We start from the raw sequence: 19,308 nt of genomic DNA on the forward strand, positions 1-19,308 counted from the left end.
CATCCGGCCACCACCGTGGTGGTGGCCGGGGTCAAGTTCATGGGCGAGACCGCGAAGATTCTCAACCCGGAAAAACGCGTGCTGATGCCGACGCTCGAGGCGACCTGTTCGCTGGACCTGGGTTGCCCGGTGGACGACTTCTCGGCGTTTTGCGACCAGCATCCCGAGCGCACCGTGGTTGTCTACGCCAATACCTCGGCGGCGGTGAAGGCGCGTGCCGACTGGGTGGTGACTTCCAGTTGTGCGCTGGAGATCGTCGAGGGCCTGATGGACAACGGCGAGAAGATCCTCTGGGCGCCCGACAAGCACCTTGGCCGCTACATCCAGCGCGAGACCGGTGCCGACATGCTGCTCTGGGACGGTGCCTGCATCGTCCACGAGGAGTTCAAATCCAAACAGCTCGAAGACATGAAGGCGTTGTATCCCGACGCGGCGATCCTGGTCCATCCGGAGTCGCCGGAATCGGTGATCGCCCTGGCCGATGCGGTAGGTTCGACCAGCCAGTTGATCAAGGCCGCGCAAACCCTGCCCAACTCGACGTTCATCGTCGCGACCGATCGCGGCATCTTCTACAAGATGCAGCAGTTGTGCCCCGGCAAGACCTTCATCGAGGCCCCCACGGCTGGCAACGGTGCCGCCTGCCGCAGTTGCGCGCACTGCCCCTGGATGGCGATGAATACGCTGGAGCGCACGCTCAAGGGGCTGCGCGAGGGCAGCAACGAGATCTTCGTCGACCCGGCCCTGGTGCCGCGCGCGGTGAAGCCGCTCAAGCGCATGCTGGACTTCACCCAGGCCGCGCGACTGGCGCTGGCCGGCAACGCCTGAGCGACCGCGACAACGAAAAAGCCCGCCAATCGGCGGGCTTTTTTGTCAGCGCATCATCTGCTCGACGGTTCTCTTCTCTTCGATCAGGGCGCGCTGGCGTGCGTCGATCCGCGAAGCCAGCGGGAAGTTGCTGCTGGCCCGTCGCTTGGCGAAGTCCAGCTGCTCGATCGCCTGGTCGTAATCGCCCACCAGCGCGAAATACTCCGCGCGGGCTTCGTGCAGGCCGATGGTGTTGCCCACCATGCCGCGCACTTCCGCGACCTGGTACCAGATGTCCGGGTCGTGCGGGCGGCTCTTCAGCAGCGTATTGAGCAGGGTTTCCGCCTGGTCTGGATGGTTCTGCTTGAGCAGCAGGTCGGTGCGGGCCTGCTTCAGGGGGAAGTTGTTCGGGTAGATGGCTGACAGCCGGTCAAGGCGCGCCTGGGCGTCGTTCAGGCGATTCGCGGCAACGTCCAGGTCGACCTGCGCGAGGTTGTAGGAGACGTTGTTCGGGTCTTTGGCCAGCAGCGCCTTGAGGATGCTGCGTGCCTCGTCCTGCTGTCCGCTTTTCGTCAGGCCGAGGGCCAGACCGTAACGGGCGGCATCCCGTTGCGGATTCTCCTCGAGCAGCGCGCGGAAGCGCTTGGTGGCGATTCCCGGGGTGCTCTCGAACATCAGCTGAACCCGGGCGCGCATCAGTTGATAGGTCAGGCTGTCTTCCTTGCCGCCCGCCGGATAGTTTTCGGCTCGGTTCCGGGTGTCGGCGATGCGCGATTCGGTAACCGGGTGGGTCAGGAGGAATTCCGGCGGGTTCTGCGTGTAGCGGTACTGCCGGGCGAGCCGTTCGAACATGCTCGGCATCGAGCGCGGGTCGTACCCGGCTCGTTCCAGATTGACCACGCCGACGCGGTCGGCTTCCTCTTCGTTCTGCCGGGAGAAGCGCAGCTGACTCTGGATCGCCGCCGCCTGGGTGCTGGCGATGGCGGCCATGCCAGCGTCACCGGCGCCGGCGACGGCCGCGACTATGCCGGCGAGCATCGCTGCCATCATCGGCAGCTGCATGCGCTGCTGCGCCTCGATGCCGCGTGCGAAGTGGCGCTGGATGAGGTGGCCAAGTTCGTGGGCGAGCACGCCGGCGTACTCGCCTTCGGTCTCGGCATGCAGGAACAGCCCGCCGTTGACCCCGATGATTCCGCCGGGCGCGGCGAAGGCGTTGATCTGGTCATCCTTGATCAGGATGAACTCCAGCCGGTGATCCTGCAGGTCGCTGGTTTCGGCAAGGCGGTAGACGCTGGTCTCGACGAAGTCCTTCAACTGCGGATCGGAAAGCGCCTGCACCTGGCCGCGCAGCAGGCTCAGCCAGGCTCGGCCGAGCTGGTACTCCTGTTCCGGGGACACGATGGAGGAACTGGCATCGCCGAGGGAAGGCAGGTCATCGGCATGGCCGGGAACAGCGAGGAAACAGGCGAGCGTCAACAGGGCAGGGCGCAGGACTTTCATGCACATGGCTCGAAACGGCAAAGGCCTACTGTATCCGCCTGCCGGTCCGGCCGTCCAACTGGTCAGGGTCGGGTCGCTTGGGTAATCTGCCGGCACTTCAGAGGAATACGACCATGAACGATGCTATCTGGCAGGCCGGGACCTGCGATGCCGAACTCGATGCCAGCGGGCTGAACTGCCCGCTGCCGTTGCTCAAGGCCAAGCTGGAGCTGAATCGTCTGCCCTCCGGCGCGGTGCTCAAGGTGACCGCTACCGACGCGGGCTCACAGCGCGATTTCCGCACCTTCGCGTCCCTGTCCGGGAATGCGCTGTTACAAGAAGAGGTGGAGGGCGACCTCTTCCGCTACTGGTTGCGCAAGGCCTGAATGAAAAAAGGCCGCGCGAGGCGGCCTTTCTGGATGCGCGTTCGGCTCAGCCGCTCAGGGCCTGCGCGGCCGCGAGAACGGCGTCGACGTGGCCCGGAACCTTCACCCCACGCCATTCCTGTCTGAGCACGCCGTTCCTGTCGATCAGGAAGGTGCTGCGGTCGACGCCCAGGTACTCCTTGCCGTAGAGCTTCTTCAGCTTGATCACGTCGAACAGCTGGCAGAGCGCTTCGTCCTTGTCGGAGATCAGCTCGAAGGGAAAGCCCTGCTTGGCCTTGAAGTTCTCGTGGGATTTCATGCCGTCGCGCGATACGCCGAAGACCAGCGTGTTGGCGGCAAGAAACGCGTCGTGACTGTCGCGGAAACCCTGGCCCTGGGTGGTGCAACCCGGCGTGCTGTCCTTCGGATAGAAATAAAGGACCACCTGGCGACCGGCCAGCGCGGACAGGGTGACCCGCTGGCCACCGGTGGCCTCGGCGCTGAAATCGGCTACGGCTTCTCCAACGGTAACGCTCATGCGGTTTCCTTACTTACGGGTTCTGTGGGCGCCATGGCTCGATCAGGGCGTCGAGGTTCAGCGCGTCGGCGAAGTCGAGGAACTGATCGCGCAGCCAACTGATCTGCGTGCCGGCGGGCAATGTCACGGTGATGGTGGCATTGAGCATGGTGCTGCCGGTCTGCGGCGCCTCGTAGGTGTCGCAGGTGAGATTTTCCAGCTCGACGCGGTGGTCGATGAAGAACTGGCAGAGCTCGTTGAGGATGTCCGGACGATAGGCCGCGCTGACGTAGGCCACGTAGGGCAACGCCTGTGGGCGCGGCTCCAGCGCGGCGCTGCGGATCACGCTGATGGTGAAGGTATGACGCTTGGCCAGTGCGGCCAGGCTGCCTTCCAGACGGGCCAGGGCATCCCAGCTGCCGGACACCTGGAGGATCAGCGAGCTGAACTCGCCGTGCCGGGTCAGACGCGAGCTGGATACTGCGCAGCGGTTCTCGTGGGTAGCGCGGCACAGGACGTTGGTCAGCTCCATGGGGTTGGGGCCGAGAGCACTGATGACGAGAAATTGTTCGCGAACGGGCGGGGTGGACATGCAGCCTTCCTAGAGCGAGATGAGAGCGACGCCTGTCGCGCCGATCAAAGCCGGAAGGGTAGCGAAAAGCGCGGTCCGAGGGAATGCTTGCAGCCCCAGCGGTCAGCTTGTGCTGGGCAGGTGGCGACAGTACCATTACCGCTCTTTTTTCCGGCAGGAGCGGTTGCATGATTGCGGGCAGTATGGTGGCACTGGTCACGCCCATGGATGCACAAGGTGGCCTGGACTGGGACGCCCTGGGCAAGCTGGTGGACTTCCACCTGCAAGAGGGCACCAACGCCATCGTCGCGGTCGGCACCACCGGTGAGTCCGCCACGCTGGAAGTCTCCGAGCATGTCGAAGTCATTCGTCGGGTCGTCGATCAGGTGAATGGGCGGATTCCGGTCATCGCCGGCACCGGTGGCAACTCCACGCGGGAATCGGTCGAACTGACCGGTCTGGCGAAGGACGCCGGCGCGGATGCCTGCCTGCTGGTAACGCCGTACTACAACAAGCCGACCCAGGAAGGTCTTTACCAGCACTTCCGGCTGATCGCCGAGTCGGTGGCGATTCCGCAAATCCTCTACAACGTGCCGGGCCGTACCGCCTGCGACATGCTCCCGGAAACGGTCGAGCGCCTGTCCAAGGTAGCCAACATCATCGGCATCAAGGAGGCCACGGGCGACCTGCAGCGCGGCCAGGACGTACTCGATCGCGTCGGCAAGGACTTCCTGGTCTATTCCGGCGACGACGCTACTGCCGTCGAGCTGATGCTGATGGGTGGCCGCGGCAACATCTCGGTCACCGCCAACGTCGCTCCGCGCGCCATGAGCGAGCTCTGCGCCGCCGCCATGCGTGGCGACGCCGCCCTTGCCCGTGCCATCAATGACCGTCTGATGCCACTGCACAAGACGCTGTTCATCGAATCCAACCCGATCCCGGTGAAATGGGCCCTGAACGAAATGGGGCTTATGGCCGACGGCATCCGTCTGCCGCTGACCTGGCTCAGCCCGCGTTGCCACGAACCGCTGCGTCAAGCGCTGCGTCAGTCCGGCGTATTGGTTTAATTGAGGAAGTACTACGCATGAAGCGACTGGCCGGGCTCTCTGCACTCGCCGTGATCATTTCCAGTACCAGCGGTTGTGGCTGGATCTGGGGCAAAGAAGGTTATTTCCGCGACCGTGGTAGCGATTACCTGGAAGCTCGCCAGACGGCGCCCATGAAGCTGCCGTCCGACGTACAGAGCAAGCGTCTCGATCCCCTGCTGCCGGTGCCGGCCAACGTCGCCGACGCCAAGCCTGCCGACGAGTACGACGTACCGAGGCCTCAGGCGCTGGTTATCAGCGGTGATGTCAGCGAATTCAGCCTGCAGAAGAGCGGCGAATCGCGCTGGCTCGTGGCGCAGCGCAATCCGGCCGAAGTCTGGCCGACCACGCGCCAGTTCTTCGAGAACAACGGCTTCCGCGTCGCTCAGGAACGTCCGCAGACCGGCGAATTCGTCACCGAATGGCAGCGCCCCGATGAGCTTTCGGCGTCCGTGGCCGCCAGCCTGAAGAACGCCGCGCCTGACAGCGAAACCCGCCTGCGCGTGCGGATCGAGCCGGGCGTGCAGCGCAACACCAGCGAAGTCTTCGTGGTCAGCGCCACGCGTCCCGCGGGCAGCAGCGCCGACGTCGGTTTCCCCGCCACCGGCCCGGGCAACTCCGCGCTGGAAGCTGCGCTGCTCGACCAGATGGTCGCCAGCATGGCCAGCAGCGCCGAGCAGGGCGGCTCGGTTTCTCTGCTCGCCGCGCGGGACTTCGATGCGCCAAGCCGCATCAGCCTCAGCGACGACGGCAACGGCAACCCGGTACTCAGCCTCGGCGCCGATTTCGACCGTGCCTGGTCCAGCGTTGGTCGCGCCCTGGAAAGCGGCGACGTACGCGTCGACGACCTCAACCGCAGCCTGGGTGTCTACTACATCAACCTGGCCGAAGGTGCGCAGGTCAACGAGAAGAAACCCGGTTTCTTCGGTCGCCTGTTCGGCAGCAAACCGGACAAGGAAAAGGAAGATGCTCGCGCCGAGCGCTACCAGGTGCGTCTGACCCGTGTGGGCGATGGCGTGCAGGTATCGGTGGAGAAAGACATCGACACCGTCGCTCCGGACGACATCGCCCGTCGAGTGCTCGGTCTGATCCAGGACAACCTGGGTTGATCGTCGCTCGCGCGGCCTGACGGCCTGGCGAGCGTTTCTGGAGTTTGAATCGACAGGCGAAACCTCGGTTTCGCCTGTTTTCGTTTGATAGAGCGGAAAACTGACATGACTGCGACCACCCTGAGCCTGAAGAAGATCTACTCCGGAAAAGTCCGCGATCTCTACGAGATCGACGCCGGGCGCATGCTGATGGTCGCCAGCGATCGCCTGTCGGCGTTCGACGTGATCCTTTCCGAGCCGATCCCGGACAAGGGCAAGATCCTCACCTCGATTTCCAACTTCTGGTTCGAAAAGCTCGCCGGCATCGTGCCCAACCATTTCACCGGCGATCGCGTCGAGGACGTCGTCCCCGCCGAAGAGCTGCCCCTGGTGGAAGGCCGCTCGGTCGTCGCCAAACGCCTCAAGCCGGTCGCCGTGGAAGCCATCGTGCGCGGCTACATCGTCGGCTCGGGCTGGAAGGAGTATCAGAAGAGCGGGACGGTGTGCGGCATTCAGTTGCCTGCCGGGTTGAAGGAAGCGTCCAAGCTGCCGGAGCCGATCTTCACACCGTCCACCAAGGCCGCCCTGGGCGATCACGACGAGAACATTTCCTTCGAACAGTGTGCGGCCATCATCGGCGCCGACCTGGCCGAGAAGGTGCGGGCGACCGCCATCGCCCTCTACAGCGCCGCCGTCGAATACGCCGCCACCCGCGGCATCATCATCGCCGACACCAAGTTCGAGTTCGGCCTGGACGAAGACGGCACCTTGACCCTGATGGACGAAGTGCTCACGCCGGACTCGAGCCGCTTCTGGCCGGCGGAAAGCTACGCCGAAGGCTCCAACCCGCCGAGCTTCGACAAGCAGTTCGTGCGTGACTGGCTGGAATCCACCGGCTGGAACAAGCAGCCACCCGCGCCGCAGGTGCCCGCCGAGGTCGCGCAGAAGACGGCCGACAAGTATCGCGAAGCCCTGACCAAGCTCACCGCCTGAAATTTATCCCAGTGGATGGCGCAACCACCTGAAAGCACTGAAAAAGTCGCATCACGGGGGTTCGCCAACACGTTCTGAGCTGCTATCATGCGCGCCGCTGGGAAGATGCCGGAGTGGCCGAACGGGACGGATTCGAAATCCGTTGAACTGGCAACAGTTCCTAGGGTTCAAATCCCTATCTTCCCGCCATACATGAAAAGCACGAAGCCCCTGATTTCAAGACTGAAACCAGGGGTTTTTGTTTTTGAGCTCCGTTAGGGAAGTTCTAAGACCGATGGTCCCGATGCTTTCCGCCGAAGGCTATGTCCGAGGACGCCAGACAATCTGCCACATCCGATAGCAGCCCTGGTCCGGCCGGGTGCCAGCCCAGGCGCTCGCGGGTTTTCTGGCTGGAGGCGCTCATGTCCTTTTCCACGAAGGCGCTTAGCCAGCCGAAATGCGCCGCGGCTTCTTCGCCGCGCAGCGCACGGGTGGGCACGCCGAGGCAGTCGCCGATGGTCTGGGCGATGTCGCGGAAGCGGATGGCCGACTCCGCGGTGGCGTGGTAGCGGGCGCCGGGCTGGTGGTTTTCCAGGGCCAGGCGGTAGAGGCGGGCGGTATCGCTCAGGGGCGCGGCCGACCAGTGATTGAGTCCTTCGTCGAGGTAGGCGGATACGCCTTTCTCCCGCGCCAGATCCGTGACGTAGCTGACCAGACCCTGCCGCACCGGGTCGTGTATCTGCGACAGGCGCATCACCACGACGTTGACCCCGCGCTGGCTCAGGGCGTGCCCGGCCTGCTCCGAAGCGACCCTGGGGTTTGGGTGATGGAGGTCCGCGTGGTCCTCGTCCGCGCTCTGCCCCGGTGTCGAGGAGCCCACGGCAGTGGTCGAGGTGATCAGCAGCGGGCGCTGCGAACCTTCCAGCACGGCGCCCAGGGCGGCTATCACGCGGGCGTCCTGTTCGCAGTTGGCGACGAAGCGGGAGAAGTCGTGATCGAAGGCGGTGTGGATGACCGCATCGCACCCTTCGGCGCCGCGCCGCAGGCGGGCGAGGTCTTCGAGATCACCGCGGTGTACCTCGGCGCCGAGTGCCTGCAGGACGCGAGCGCCGGAATCCGAGCGCGTCAGTCCGAGGACCTGATGGCCGGCGTCGAGCAATTCGCGGGCGATCTGGGTGCCGATGAAGCCTGTGGAACCGGTTACGAATACGCGCATGGTGCAATTCTCTCTTTGCGGGAGCGAGCAGCCTGCGCGTAGTGTTTACCCGGTAAAAGACGTGACGTTATCAGGGTATGAACACTAACAGGGTGAGCATGAGCGAATCGTCGGTTCAGCGTCTGGGGGCTTATCTGAAGGACTGCCGGGCGCGCCTGGACCCGGCGAACTTCGGCTATTCCAGCGCGCGTCGTCGCACGCCGGGGCTGCGTCGCGAAGAGGTAGCGCAGCGGGCCAGCATCAGCCCGACCTGGTACACCTGGCTCGAGCAGGGCCGTGGCGGTGCGCCGTCGGCCGAGGTGCTCAACCGGATCGCCGCCAGCCTGCTGATGACCGAGCCGGAGCGCGAGCACCTGTTCCTCCTCGCGTTCGGCCATCCGCCGGAAGTCGTCTATCGCGTCCCCGAGGGCGTGACGCCGCGCTTGCAGCGGCTGCTGGATACGTTCGAATACAGCCCCGCAATTATCAGGACCGCCGCCTGGGACGTGCTGGCGTGGAACCGCGCCGCGGCGGCGGTGTTCATCGATTACGGCCGGTTGCCGGCGGAGCAGCGCAACATCCTGCGCCTGATGTTCTGCAACCCCGCCGCGCGCGCCCGGCAGGACGGCTGGACCGGCATGGCGCGCTTCCTCGTGGGCGCGTTTCGCGCCGATGCCTTGCGTGCCGGGGCCACGTCGCAGGTCGGCCAATTGGTGGATGAGCTGTGCTCGCAGAGCCCCGAGTTCGCCGCGCTGTGGCGTGACAACGATGTGCGCATCCATGGCGAGGGCACCAAGCGCCTGCACCACGGCAGCCAGGGGCTGATCGAGCTGGAGTACTCCGGTTTCGCCGTGGATGGCCGCCCCGATCTCGGCATGATCGTCTACAACCCGGCGACGCTTGCCGATGTCGAGCGCGTTCGGGCGCTGCTGAAGGACTTTCAGCCGGCGCCGGTAGCCGACGTCGCGTCTTCGACGACCGGCGCCTAGCGGATTTCCGCGCTAACGAAAGTCCCTCCCGGTCAAAGCCAGGAAAGCCTGCGTCAGGAGAACAGCACCGACACGCCCGGACGTTCGCGGTTGGCGAGTTCCTGGCGGATGTGATCGATGAGTTTTCGTGCGGTCGAGGTGATGCCCCGGTGCGGCGGGGTGAGGGCGTAGAGCGTGGCGGAGGGCAGGCCTTCGTCCTGGCACGCCAGTTGCAGCGCGCCGCTTTCCAGCGACGGCAGGCAGGCGCACAGCGGCAGGCAGGCCAGCCCGAGGCCCGCGCCGGCGCCCTGCAACAGGGCCTGGGTGTTGTCGGCGCTGAGCGCCGGGTTGCGGATCTGGCGGGCGCCGCTACGCAGTTGCCAGATCAGTCCGGTGGGCGAGGCGAGAGTGAGCAGATGCTCGTCCTCCACGTCGGCGAGCGAGCGCGGCTGGCCGAGTGTGTCGAGCAGCGCCGGGCTGCCGGCGACTACCCGTTTCAGCAGCGCCAGCGGGCGTGCCACCACGGCGGCGCTGTCCTTGGGGACGTCGTTGAGGCTCAGCGAAAGGTCCAGGCGCTGGCTCACCAGCTCGGCGGGGTTGTCCTGCAGGGTCAAGGCGAACTGCACCGCCGGATGCGTGTCGCGGAAGCTCGCGAGCAACTCCAGGGTCCAGTCGGAAAGAATGCTGGGAACGCCGATGCGCACCAGCCCGCCGGGTGTGCCGGTGGCATTCAGCGCGCATTCCCGGGCGGCTTCGGCGGCCGCCAGCATGTCCAGGGCATGTCGATAGACCTGCTCGCCCACGGTGCTCATGGCGAACAGCCGCGTGTTGCGATTGAGCAATTGCACACCGAGTTGCCGTTCCAGCTGGGCGACGCGCCGGCTCAGGCTGGACTTCGCCACCCCGGTCCGCTCGGCCGCGCCGGAGAAGCTGCCGGCCTCGACCACCTGCAGGTACCAGTAGAGATCGCCGAACAAACTGGCGGTCAGGGCGGGCGTCGGTAACTGAGATTGGGACGCTCTGTTGCTCTGCGCGGAACGCTTGCTCATTTTTCCTCCACTGCCAGTGCGCTATCTTACGTCCCTCTTTTGTTCCGGACTTTTGCCGCAGGGGATTTTGCCTTTGCCGGCGCGGTTCGGAAGACAGGAAAGTTGGCGGTAGCGGACGAGTGGTCGCCCGCAATGCAGTCGGCATGCGCACTGCGACGTTTCGAGTTCCGGCCCCCGTAGCGGGCGCGCGGCTTGCTCGGCAACAGCGTGGCAGGGTATCGAAGGCCAGGGATCAGAGCAGTATGAATGTACGAAGTGCTACAGGCGGACACCGGCCCCATCTTCTCCTCATCGACGATACTCCCGAGGAAATCCAGCCGCTGCTGGTCCAGCTGCGCGCACAGCCCTGGCGCATCACCGTCGCCAGCGATCCCCGGCAGGGCTATCAGCGCGCGCTGGCGCTGCGTCCCGACCTGATCCTGCTCGACGTGCGGATGCCGCAGATGGATGGCTTCACGCTGTGCCGGCTGCTGCGCGAGGCGCCCGCCACGCAGCGCACCCCGGTGATCTTCCTGTCTTCCGCCGGCGCGGTGGAGGAGCGTCTGGAAGGGTTGCAGCTCGGCGGGGTCGACTACGTGCTCAAGCCCTGCGAGCCGGCCGAGGTGCTGGCGCGCATCCGCATCCACCTGCAGCTCACCTGGCGCACGCCACAACAGCCACCGACGGCGGAGAGCCCGGAAGGCGTGGAGGCGGAGCAGGTCGTCCTGCTCGCGGCGATGCGTTTCATCGAGCAGAACCTCGGCGAGCTGCCCTCGCTGGGCGAGATCGCGCGCAAGGTGGGCACCCACGACAAACGCCTCTCCGGGATCTTCCGCGAGCGTCTGGACACCACCGTGTTCGCCTACATCCGCGAGGTGCGCCTGCGGCGCGCGCAGGAGCTGCTCGCCGAGGGCTCGATGAGCATTCAGGACATCGCCGACCTGCTCGGTTTCCGCAGCGCCTGCAATTTCACCACGGCGTTCCGCGAGCGCACCGGCACCACACCCAGCGGCTTTCGCCGCACGCTCCAGGGCAATGCGGCGGTGGAGAGGGCCGAGCCTCGGTGAGGCGGCTGCTGTTCGCTGCACTGGTGCTGCTGGCTGCGCTGGGTGCCGAGCCGGCGCTCGCGGCGCTGCAACTGTGCCAGGAGGCCAAGGTCGCCCTGCTGCCGCGCGTGGGCCTCTACGAGGACGTCAGCGGCCGCGCCAGCATCGACGAGGTCGGGCGTCTGGCGGAGGTCAACTTTCGTCCGGCCAGCACGACCTGGCCTGAGAAGGGCTACACCCGTTCCGTGTTCTGGATGCGCCTGGCGTTGGTGAATCCCGGAGCGGAAAGCTGCTCGCGCTGGCTCAGCGTCGGCGCGCCGCGGCTCGAGGACATCCAGGTGCACGTGCGCCGGAACGGCGCCTGGCAGCGCTTCGTCGCCGGCAGTGCTCACCCGCTGAGCGAATGGCCGGTGGTCCAGCGTCAGCCGCTGTTCCCGCTCACGCTGGAGGCGGGCGAATACGCCGTGGTGCTGATCCGCGTCAGCGGTGGCGCGCCGCTGCTGCTCAGCCCGACGCTCTGGCCTGACCTGCCGCTGCTGGAGGAACGCCAGGCGATCTATCTGGAGGATGGCCTGACCCTGGGCATCGTCCTGTTGCTGGCGCCGTTCAGCGTGGTGGTCGGCTGGATGCTGCGTTCGCGGCTGCTGATCCTGCATGCCGGCGCGGTGTTCTCCTATATCGCCCTGGCCTGCCTGATCAGCGGCTACCTGATCTACTGGCCCGCCGCGTTGCCCTGGTTTCGCGGCGTGCTGGTGCTGGTCGCCTGCATCGCGCAGCTGGCCTTCCTCGCCTACGTTCGCGAACTGCTGCAGGTGCGTCGACTGCCGCGCTACTGGGACGCCGCGTTCGCCCTGGTGCTGCTCGGCTACTGTGCGGGACGCCTCTGCTGGCTGGTTTCCGATCCGGTGCTAGGCAGCCGCATCGCCGACGCCTGCCTGGCGTTCTGCATCTACGCGCTGCTGCCGGCGACGCTGCTCGCCGGCCACTGGCGGGGGATTCGCCACACCTGGCTGGCCTGGCTGGTGACCTCGGCGTACCTGCTGCAGTTTCTGGTGCGCTACGTGTTCGAGCTGCAGCAGGTGCCCTGGCAGTCCGTCGAGTACCGCTACAGCCTGTCCTCGGCCCTGCCGGGCGTGCTGCTCCTGGTCGGCACGCTGGTGATGGAAGTGGGCCGCGGGCGCAACCGTGAACGCCGCGCGCAGCAGGCCCTCGAAGCCAGCCAGGAGCAGCTGGAACACAGGGTGACGCTGCGCACGGCGCAGCTGCGCGAAGCGCTGCATGCGCGCGGCTCCCTGCTGGCACGGATCAGCCACGACCTGCGCGCGCCGCTGGCGAGCATCATCGATTACGCCCGGCTGCTGCGGCAGGCGCCCCGGGGCAACGACTACTCGCTGAACATCGAGCGCAACGCCCGCTACCAGATGGGCCTGATCGACGAACTGCTGGAGTTCTCCCAGGGGCAGTTGCAGCAGATGGAACTGCTCGAGGCGCCCGGCTACCTGCACGCCTTCCTCAACGAGCTGGCGGAGGAGGGGCGTTTCCTCGCCGCGCGCCGTGGCAACCGGTTGGAATTCGTCACCGTCGGGCAACTGCCCGCGCTGGTGCACGCGGACTTCCGGCGCCTGCGCCAGGTGGTGATGAACCTGCTCGGTAACGCGGCGAAGTTCACCCGCGACGGCCTGATCCGCTTCGAGGTGAGCGGCCAGCCGGGCGCCGCGGACGGCCGCGCACGCCTGCGCTTCAGCGTCACCGACAACGGCATCGGCATCGATCCGGCGGAGCGCGACAAGCTGCTGCAACCGTTTCGCCGCGGGCACAACGCCACGCACTACGAAGGCTCGGGGCTCGGCCTGTCGATCGTCGCTCAGCTGCTGGGTGTGATGGGCGGCGAACTGCGGATCGAGCGCGCCGAGCCGCGCGGCAGCCGCTTCACCTTCGCGCTCGACCTGCAACCGGCCAGCGAGGACGACCTCGACGCCATGTTCGGCGAGAGCTTCGCCGGCGCCGTGAGCGGCGCCGGACGGCGCGTGCTGGTGGTGGACGACGTGGCGATGAATCGCGAGTGGCTGTGCGACCTGCTCGAAGGCTATGGCTTCGAGACGCAATCCGCGGCGGATGGCGAGCAAGCCCTGGAACGTCTGCGCGAGGAACCCTTCGACCTGGTGCTGTGCGACCAGAGCATGCCGCGCATGGACGGCTGGGCCTTGCTGCGCGCCCTGCGCGTGGGTTGGCCGCGCCTGCCGGCGCTGCTCTACTCGGCGGCCCCGGCGCAGCGCCCGGCAGGTTTCTCCGAGCGGCTGGACTTCGACGCCTGTCTGCTCAAACCCTCGGATACCGCCGAGTTGCTGCGCACCATCGACGAGTTGATCGGGCGGAGGCTGCATGCGGCGGTTTCCTGAGCGCGTGAGGGCGCCGCTGTGGCGGCGCGCATGGCCGCTGCTGCTGACGGCGTCGCCGGTGCTCGCCGAGCCGCTGGCGCTCGACCCGGTGACGGTCGGCGCGCGCTACGTCGACGAGGTGGCCGAGCAGGTGCCGGTGTCGCTGACCACGCTGGACGGCGAGACTCTGGATCAGCAGGGCCTGCATCGCCTCAAGGATGTCCAGCAACGGGCTCCCGGCCTGGTCGTCTCCGGCCACAGCGGGCGCTACATGGGCCTGGGGCTGCGCGGGTTCGGCGCCACGGCCTACAACGACGGCCTGGACGGCAGCGTCGGTGTATTCGTCGACGGCGTCTACCTGGGGCGTCCGGGCATGGTCTTCAGCGAGTTGCTGGACGTCGAGCAGATCGAAGTGCTTCGCGGGCCGCAAGGCACGCTGTTCGGTCGGAACACCACGGCGGGGGCGCTGAACATCACCACCCGTGCGCCGACCCAGGACTTCGAAGGCGCGGCCGAGAGCCGTCTCGGTGGCGACGGCCTGCGCGAATACCGCGGCAGCCTTTCCGGCCCGTTGTTGCCCGGCGTGCTGGCCGGCCGGCTGAGCGCTTTCGACGACGCCCGCGATGGCCAGGTGGAGAACCTCTACAACGGCGAGTCGATCAACGACATCGGCAGCCGCGGCGTGCGCGGGCAGTTGCTGTGGACGCCCGACGACCTCTTCAGCGCGCGCCTGATCGGCGAGTACGGCCGCCAGCGCGAGGACGGCAACGCCCTGTCGCCGGCGCATTACAGCGAGCAGACACGCCAGCGCGCGGCCTTCATGAACTACGCGCTGCCGGCCATCGATCCCTATGCACGGGACGTGAAGCAGAACGATCCGGTGCGCTCCGACACCCTGCAGAGTGGCGTTTCCCTGCAGATGGACTGGGCGCTTTCCGAGTCGCTGCGCCTCACCAGCATCAGCGCCTATCGCCGCTGGGATTTCCACGACCAGCGCGACGGCGACAGTACCGCGCTGTCGGTGGCGCAGGCGGGCACCGGGCTGGACCATCGCCAGTTCAGCCAGGAGCTGCGCCTGGCCGGCGAGCTGAACGAACGGACGGATTTCGTGCTGGGCGCGCATTACCTGCAACAGCGCCTGGATCGCAGCAGCGAGGTGGCCTTCGGCAAGGATGCGGCGGCGTTCTTCGCCGGCGATCAACTGGGCGCGATCGGCGGACCGCCGTTCAACCTGCCGATCAGCGACCCGTCGCAGATTCCCGCCGCGCTGCTCGACGGCGCGCGCCAGCACTTCGACGGGCGCCAGCGCGGCCGCAGCGGGGCGGTGTTCGGCCAGTTGTCCTGGCGCCCGCTGGAAAAACTCGAGGCCACCCTCGGCCTGCGCTACGACCGCGAGCGCAAGGACGGCTGGATTTCCCGCGAGGTCGACGGGCTGGCGCCGCTGGACGGTCTGCCGCTGCCGCTGCAACTGGGCGGCCAGCTGTTGCGCGACATCGCCCTGGGCGGCGACTACTACCGCGAGGATGTGGTCGACGAGGGCGACCTTTCCGGGCTGTTCGGCCTGAGCTATCGCTTCAGCGACACGCTGCTGGCCTACGCCAGCTGGTCGCGCGGGCACAAGGCCGGCGGCATCAACTTCGACGTGATCGGCCCCAACAGCCAGCCCACCTTCGGCACCGAGCGGGCGACCTCGCTGGAAGCCGGGGTCAAGGCGCGCTTCTGGGAGGGTCGGGCGCTGCTCGGGGTTTCGCTCTACCAGACCGATGTCGACGACTACCAGGCGCTCACCTACAGCCCCCCGGCCACGCTGTTCGCACCGCCGCTGCGGGACAACCTGATCAACGTCGGCAAGGTACGCCTGCGCGGGGTGGAGGTGGATTCCAGCTGGCTGCTGCGCCCGCGCCTGGAGTTGCGCCTGGGACTGGCGTGGAGCGATGCGCGCTATCGCGAATTCGCCAACGCGCCCTGCGCGCCGGCGTCCGGCAAAACGCACTGCGACCTGTCCGGCGAGCGGCTGTACAACGCGCCGGAGTGGAACCTCAGCGCCGGCCTGGACTACAGCCACCCGCTGGCGGCGGCGCTGGAGGCCTATGGCGGGGTGGCCTACAGCCTGCGCACGGGCTACTACGGCACCCTCGAAGGCGGCGAGGGCAGCTACCAGCCGAGCTACAGCCTGACCGACCTGCGCGTCGGCCTGCGCCGCGCGGACCGGCGCTGGGACGTCGAAGGCTGGGTGCACAACCTGTTCGACAGCCACTACGTGACGGCGGTCTATTCGCTGCTGGGCGCCGGCGACTACGGCGTTCTGGTGGGCGATCCGCGTAGCGCGGGGATGACTGTGCGGGTGCGCTTCTAGCCTCGGCGATACCGCCATCGGGAGCATTGGTTCGCCGCGTTGCCGCGCGCCCGACGACTGACTCGCCTCCGGGCGCCTGAGAGTCCCGCCGTCAGGCAAAGCCGTCGGGCGTTTTCCATCTCTCTTCCATGTTATTGATCTGAAAGAATAATCTCTCAATTCTTGGGGCGGGAAGGGCACGCCTCGGCTTTTGCTCGACGGTATCGGGCCTGCGTTTCACGCAACCCTGTTTTCACCTCCGGCGCCTTGTTGGGCTGACCCCGCTCAACGATCTTGCGCACCCTCGGCGACTCGCTTCGCCGAGCACCTAATCAGAAAAAACAATGAGCGTGCTCCGCATCCGGTGCTGTTGGCCGGGCGGCTTCGTTTACCGGGGAGACGTGCGAACCGTGGTTCGCAGTGGAGCGCTGCGCATTGGTTTTCTGGCCGGAAAACCAGACGCAGGGTTTCACTATGATGTTTCGTCCAGGAATGGCGGCCCGCCTGTTGCGGGTTGGACTCGGATGTTCTTTCTTCGCCGCGGGCCTCCTGCCTGGCGCCGCGCTGGCCGACCTCGGTGTCAGCAAGAGCCGCGCGCCGGGCTACGAGGGCACCCGCTACGTCGGCGACACCGATGCCTTCCTGATCCGGCTGACGAACAACTTCGTGAACGGCGACATCACCGATGTCGCCTTCACCGATGCCCTGCCCAATGGCTTCCGCGTGGCCGCCGGCGGCCTGCGCAGCGCGACCTGCGTCGACGGCAACGGCGCGAGCGTGGCGTTTTCCGGCACCCTCGGCGCCACGCCTGGCAGCAACCAGATCGTCCTCGCCAACGGCGTCATCCCGCCACGCAACGGCGGCAGCGTCGCCGGCCGCTGCGACATCGTCGTCGAAGTGACCTCCAGTGTCGCCGGCAGCCAGGCCAACGTGCTCGCCGCCGGTTCGGTGAGCGGCCAGCACGCCGGCGCCACGGTCAGCAACGCCGACCGCGCCGAGCAGTCGCTGAACTTCCTCAGCCTCCAGGCGCCGTCGCTGAGCAAGGCGTTCAGCCCGAACAGCGTGGTCCGCGCCGACCAGCCGAGCCGGCTGACCCTGCGCATCACCAACAACGCGAACCAGCCATTGCCGCTCAACGGCGCTGGCGACAGCCCGGCGTTCGGCCTGCGCGATACGCTGCCCAGCGGCCTGCGCGTGGCCGCCACTCCGGCCGTGCAGATCAACTGCGGCAGCACACCGCCGACCTTCGCGCCGGCGGCCGGCGCCACCACGCTGCTCGCCGTCGGCGGCAGCGTGCCCGCCAGCTCGGTCTGCGAACTCAGCGTGATGGTGGTGGCCGAGGGCGTCGACAACGCCTACCAGACCTCGCTTTCCAACGTCATCAACCGCAGCACCGACTTCGCCAACCAGCGTGGCCTGGTGCCCAGCCAGAACGCCACCGCCAACCTCACGGTCACCGCGCCGCTGCGGGTCGCCAAGAGCTTCAGCCCGGCCACCATCGCCGCCGGCCAGCAATCCACGCTGACCATCACCCTGACCAACGCCAGCCCGCTGAGCGCGCTGCAACTGGGGGCTTTCGCCGATGACATCGACGGCGCCGCCAGCGGCCTGCAGATCAGCGGCGCGCCCACCGCCGTGTGTACCGGCGGCTCGACGCTCAGCGGCCTCGCCGGCAACGGCTCGCAGACCCTGACCTTCAGCGGCGGCACGCTGAACGCCAACAGCAACTGCCGGATAACCGTGCCCTACACCGCGACCCTGGATACCCCCGGTACTTCGCAGACCTTCACCAACAGCATCCCGGCCGGCGGCGTGCCGGTGACCAGCCCCGGCGGCGTGTTCAGCCAGGCCGCGAGCAGCACGGTCACCGTCTACGACCAGTTCACCGTGTCCAAGACCAGCAGCCCGAGCGTGGTCGCGCCCGGCAACCCGGTGTACTTCACCGTGCGCACCAGCAACTACTCGAGCCAGGTGCAGAACGGCGTGGCGCTGACCGACAGGCTGCCGGACGGCATGACGCTGCTCGGCCAGCCAGGCTTCCCGGCGCCCGCGCTCAGCGGCACCGGCTGCATCGCCGACAGCCTGAGCGTCGGCGGCAGTGCCACCGACCCGGTGTTCACCTTCGACCTGGCGGCGGGCACGGGGCCGAATCCGGCGCAGTGCACCGTGGGTTTCTGGGCGATGGTGCCCGAGGGCGCCAGCGCCGGCGCGACCATCCGCAACGAGATTCCGTCCGGCGGCGTGTGCGCGCCCGGCGGCATCTGCAACCACAGCGAAACCAGCGCCAGCTACAGCGTCAGCAACAGCACGCTGGCGGTGGAGAAGGCCTTCGCCAGCAGCAGCGCGGCGGAAGGCAGCGCCGTTACCCTGACGCTCAGCTTGGTCAACCTGTCGGCGAAGCCGATCACCGCGGCGAGCCTGCTCGACAACCTGCCGCTGGGCAGCAACGACACGCCGATGCAGGTGGCCACGCCGAACAACGCGTCGACCACCTGTGGCGGCAGCCTGGTGGCGGTTCCCGGCAGCGAGCGCATCGCCCTCAGCGGTGCGACGGTCCCGGCGCGGGCCGACAACGGGCAGGGCGACGCCGGGCGCTGCACGGTCACGGTGAACGTCACCGGTAGTGCCGGCAGCTACCAGAACAGCCTGCCGGCAGGCGCGGCGCAGGGCAGCGAAACCACGGCCAGCGGCCTGGTGCGCAGCATCGCCAGCCCCGGCCCGGTGAATGCCACGCTGAACTTCGAGTCGGCGCTGAGCGGCGCCAAGTCGTTCGCCCCGGCGCGCGTGCAGTCGGGCGGCCGTTCCACCGTCACCGTGCGCCTGAGCAACAACCAGCCGGGCGTGCTGGACAACGTCGCAGTGGTCGACGACCTGCCCAGCGGGATGGTCGTCGCCACGCCGGCGAACGCCTATTCCACCTGCGACGGTGCGCCGAGCGTCGTCGCCGCGGCGGGCGCCAGCCGCGTCAGCCTGAGCGGCGCGCGCATTCCAACCGGCAGCTGCGACCTGTTGTTCGACGTGATCGCCACCGGCAGCGGCAACTGGGTCAACCGCATCGCGCCCGGCCAACTGACCGCGTCCGGCGGCGTGCAGAACGTCGCGCCGATCAGCGCGACGCTGCAGAACGCCAGCGGCGGCCAGGTCACGGTCGGCGTCAACCACGCGCAGGCGAGCATCGCCGCGCCGGGGGCGACCACCCAACTGGTGATCAGCCTGGCCAACACCGGCAGCCTGGACCTCAGCGACCTGGCGCTGAACAACTACTTCACCAGCAACGGCCTCGCCGGCGGCACGCCGACCGGCGAGCGCATCGCCAGCGTGGCGAATGCCTCCACCACCTGCCCGGGTGGCGTGGTCAGCGCCGCACCGGGCGCGACCAGCCTGTCGCTTGCCGGCGCCAGCCTGGCCGCGGGGGCGCGCTGCACCGTCACCGTCGCCGTGGCCATGGCCGTCACCGGCACGGTGAACGACATCATA

The 19,308-nt window shown here is 67.3% G+C and carries 15 protein-coding genes and 1 tRNA gene; 11 read left to right on the forward strand and 5 right to left on the reverse strand.

Annotated elements, in window-relative coordinates; translation table 11 throughout:
- A partial coding sequence (nadA, locus tag QMX85_RS20980) for a quinolinate synthase NadA (RefSeq protein WP_282344149.1) occupies positions 1 to 825 on the forward strand: 825 nt, incomplete at its 5' end.
- Between the two features lie 45 nt (positions 826 to 870).
- On the opposite strand, the gene QMX85_RS20985 is transcribed toward nadA, so the two are convergent.
- Positions 871 to 2,304: a M48 family metalloprotease gene (locus QMX85_RS20985; protein ID WP_282344151.1), complete on the reverse strand. Its 1,434-nt coding sequence runs from the start codon at positions 2,302 to 2,304 to the stop codon at positions 871 to 873.
- 113 nt (positions 2,305 to 2,417) lie between these two features.
- Here QMX85_RS20985 and QMX85_RS20990 point away from each other — a divergent pair, with 113 nt between their 5' ends.
- A complete protein-coding gene (locus QMX85_RS20990; RefSeq protein WP_282344153.1) occupies positions 2,418 to 2,669 on the forward strand; it encodes a sulfurtransferase TusA family protein in 252 nt (83 codons plus the stop codon).
- A gap of 46 nt (positions 2,670 to 2,715) precedes the next feature.
- Here the strand turns inward: QMX85_RS20990 and QMX85_RS20995 are convergent, their stop codons facing one another.
- Together QMX85_RS20995 and QMX85_RS21000 are read right to left on the reverse strand one after the other, a co-directional pair.
- The gene (locus QMX85_RS20995) at positions 2,716 to 3,186 is read right to left on the reverse strand and encodes a peroxiredoxin (RefSeq protein WP_282344155.1); all 471 of its coding nucleotides are present in this window, start codon (positions 3,184 to 3,186) and stop codon (positions 2,716 to 2,718) included.
- A gap of 13 nt (positions 3,187 to 3,199) precedes the next feature.
- Positions 3,200 to 3,757 (reverse strand): glycine cleavage system protein R, encoded by a 558-nt coding sequence (locus QMX85_RS21000; RefSeq protein WP_090228037.1) that lies wholly within the window; start codon positions 3,755 to 3,757, stop codon positions 3,200 to 3,202.
- Between the two features lie 167 nt (positions 3,758 to 3,924).
- Here QMX85_RS21000 and dapA point away from each other — a divergent pair, with 167 nt between their 5' ends.
- The 4 genes from dapA (at position 3,925) to QMX85_RS21020 (ending at position 7,091) form a co-directional block, all read left to right on the forward strand.
- A complete protein-coding gene (gene dapA / locus QMX85_RS21005) occupies positions 3,925 to 4,803 on the forward strand; it encodes a 4-hydroxy-tetrahydrodipicolinate synthase (protein WP_090228034.1) in 879 nt (292 codons plus the stop codon).
- A 17-nt stretch (positions 4,804 to 4,820) separates the two neighbouring features.
- The gene (bamC, locus tag QMX85_RS21010; protein ID WP_282344160.1) at positions 4,821 to 5,930 is read left to right on the forward strand and encodes an outer membrane protein assembly factor BamC; all 1,110 of its coding nucleotides are present in this window, start codon (positions 4,821 to 4,823) and stop codon (positions 5,928 to 5,930) included.
- Positions 5,931 to 6,035: 105 nt separating this feature from the next.
- The gene (locus QMX85_RS21015; RefSeq protein WP_090228029.1) at positions 6,036 to 6,902 is read left to right on the forward strand and encodes a phosphoribosylaminoimidazolesuccinocarboxamide synthase; all 867 of its coding nucleotides are present in this window, start codon (positions 6,036 to 6,038) and stop codon (positions 6,900 to 6,902) included.
- A 99-nt stretch (positions 6,903 to 7,001) separates the two neighbouring features.
- Positions 7,002 to 7,091 (forward strand) — tRNA-Ser (locus QMX85_RS21020).
- Positions 7,092 to 7,167: 76 nt separating this feature from the next.
- On the opposite strand, the gene QMX85_RS21025 is transcribed toward QMX85_RS21020, so the two are convergent.
- Positions 7,168 to 8,097, reverse strand: coding sequence for an SDR family oxidoreductase (locus QMX85_RS21025; protein WP_282344164.1), 930 nt, complete (start codon positions 8,095 to 8,097; stop codon positions 7,168 to 7,170).
- Positions 8,098 to 8,195: 98 nt separating this feature from the next.
- Between QMX85_RS21025 and QMX85_RS21030 the strand changes: the two genes are divergently transcribed.
- Entirely contained in the window at positions 8,196 to 9,065 is an 870-nt protein-coding gene (locus QMX85_RS21030; protein ID WP_282344166.1) for a helix-turn-helix transcriptional regulator, read from the forward strand.
- 53 nt (positions 9,066 to 9,118) lie between these two features.
- Here QMX85_RS21030 and QMX85_RS21035 read toward each other — a convergent pair whose 3' ends face one another.
- Entirely contained in the window at positions 9,119 to 10,093 is a 975-nt protein-coding gene (locus QMX85_RS21035) for a LysR family transcriptional regulator (protein ID WP_282344167.1), read from the reverse strand.
- Positions 10,094 to 10,335: 242 nt separating this feature from the next.
- On the opposite strand from QMX85_RS21035, the gene QMX85_RS21040 reads away from it, so the two are divergent.
- From QMX85_RS21040 to QMX85_RS21055, 4 genes are all read left to right on the forward strand, one after another.
- Complete coding sequence (locus QMX85_RS21040) at positions 10,336 to 11,139, forward strand: helix-turn-helix domain-containing protein (RefSeq protein WP_282344168.1); 804 nt, start codon at positions 10,336 to 10,338, stop codon at positions 11,137 to 11,139.
- Positions 11,136 to 13,517, forward strand: a complete 2,382-nt coding sequence (locus QMX85_RS21045; RefSeq protein WP_282344169.1) for a 7TM-DISM domain-containing protein — start codon at positions 11,136 to 11,138, stop codon at positions 13,515 to 13,517. The genes QMX85_RS21040 and QMX85_RS21045 overlap by 4 nt, the downstream gene beginning before the upstream one ends.
- Positions 13,501 to 15,852, forward strand: coding sequence for a TonB-dependent receptor (locus QMX85_RS21050; protein ID WP_282344170.1), 2,352 nt, complete (start codon positions 13,501 to 13,503; stop codon positions 15,850 to 15,852). The genes QMX85_RS21045 and QMX85_RS21050 overlap by 17 nt, the downstream gene beginning before the upstream one ends.
- Before the next feature lie 453 nt (positions 15,853 to 16,305).
- The coding region (locus QMX85_RS21055) for a hypothetical protein (RefSeq protein WP_282344173.1) at positions 16,306 to 19,308 on the forward strand (3,003 nt) is incomplete at its 3' end.

The organism is Pseudomonas sp. PS02288 (assembly GCF_029959715.1).
GTDB classification, from domain to species: Bacteria; Pseudomonadota; Gammaproteobacteria; order Pseudomonadales; family Pseudomonadaceae; genus Pseudomonas_O; species Pseudomonas_O kuykendallii.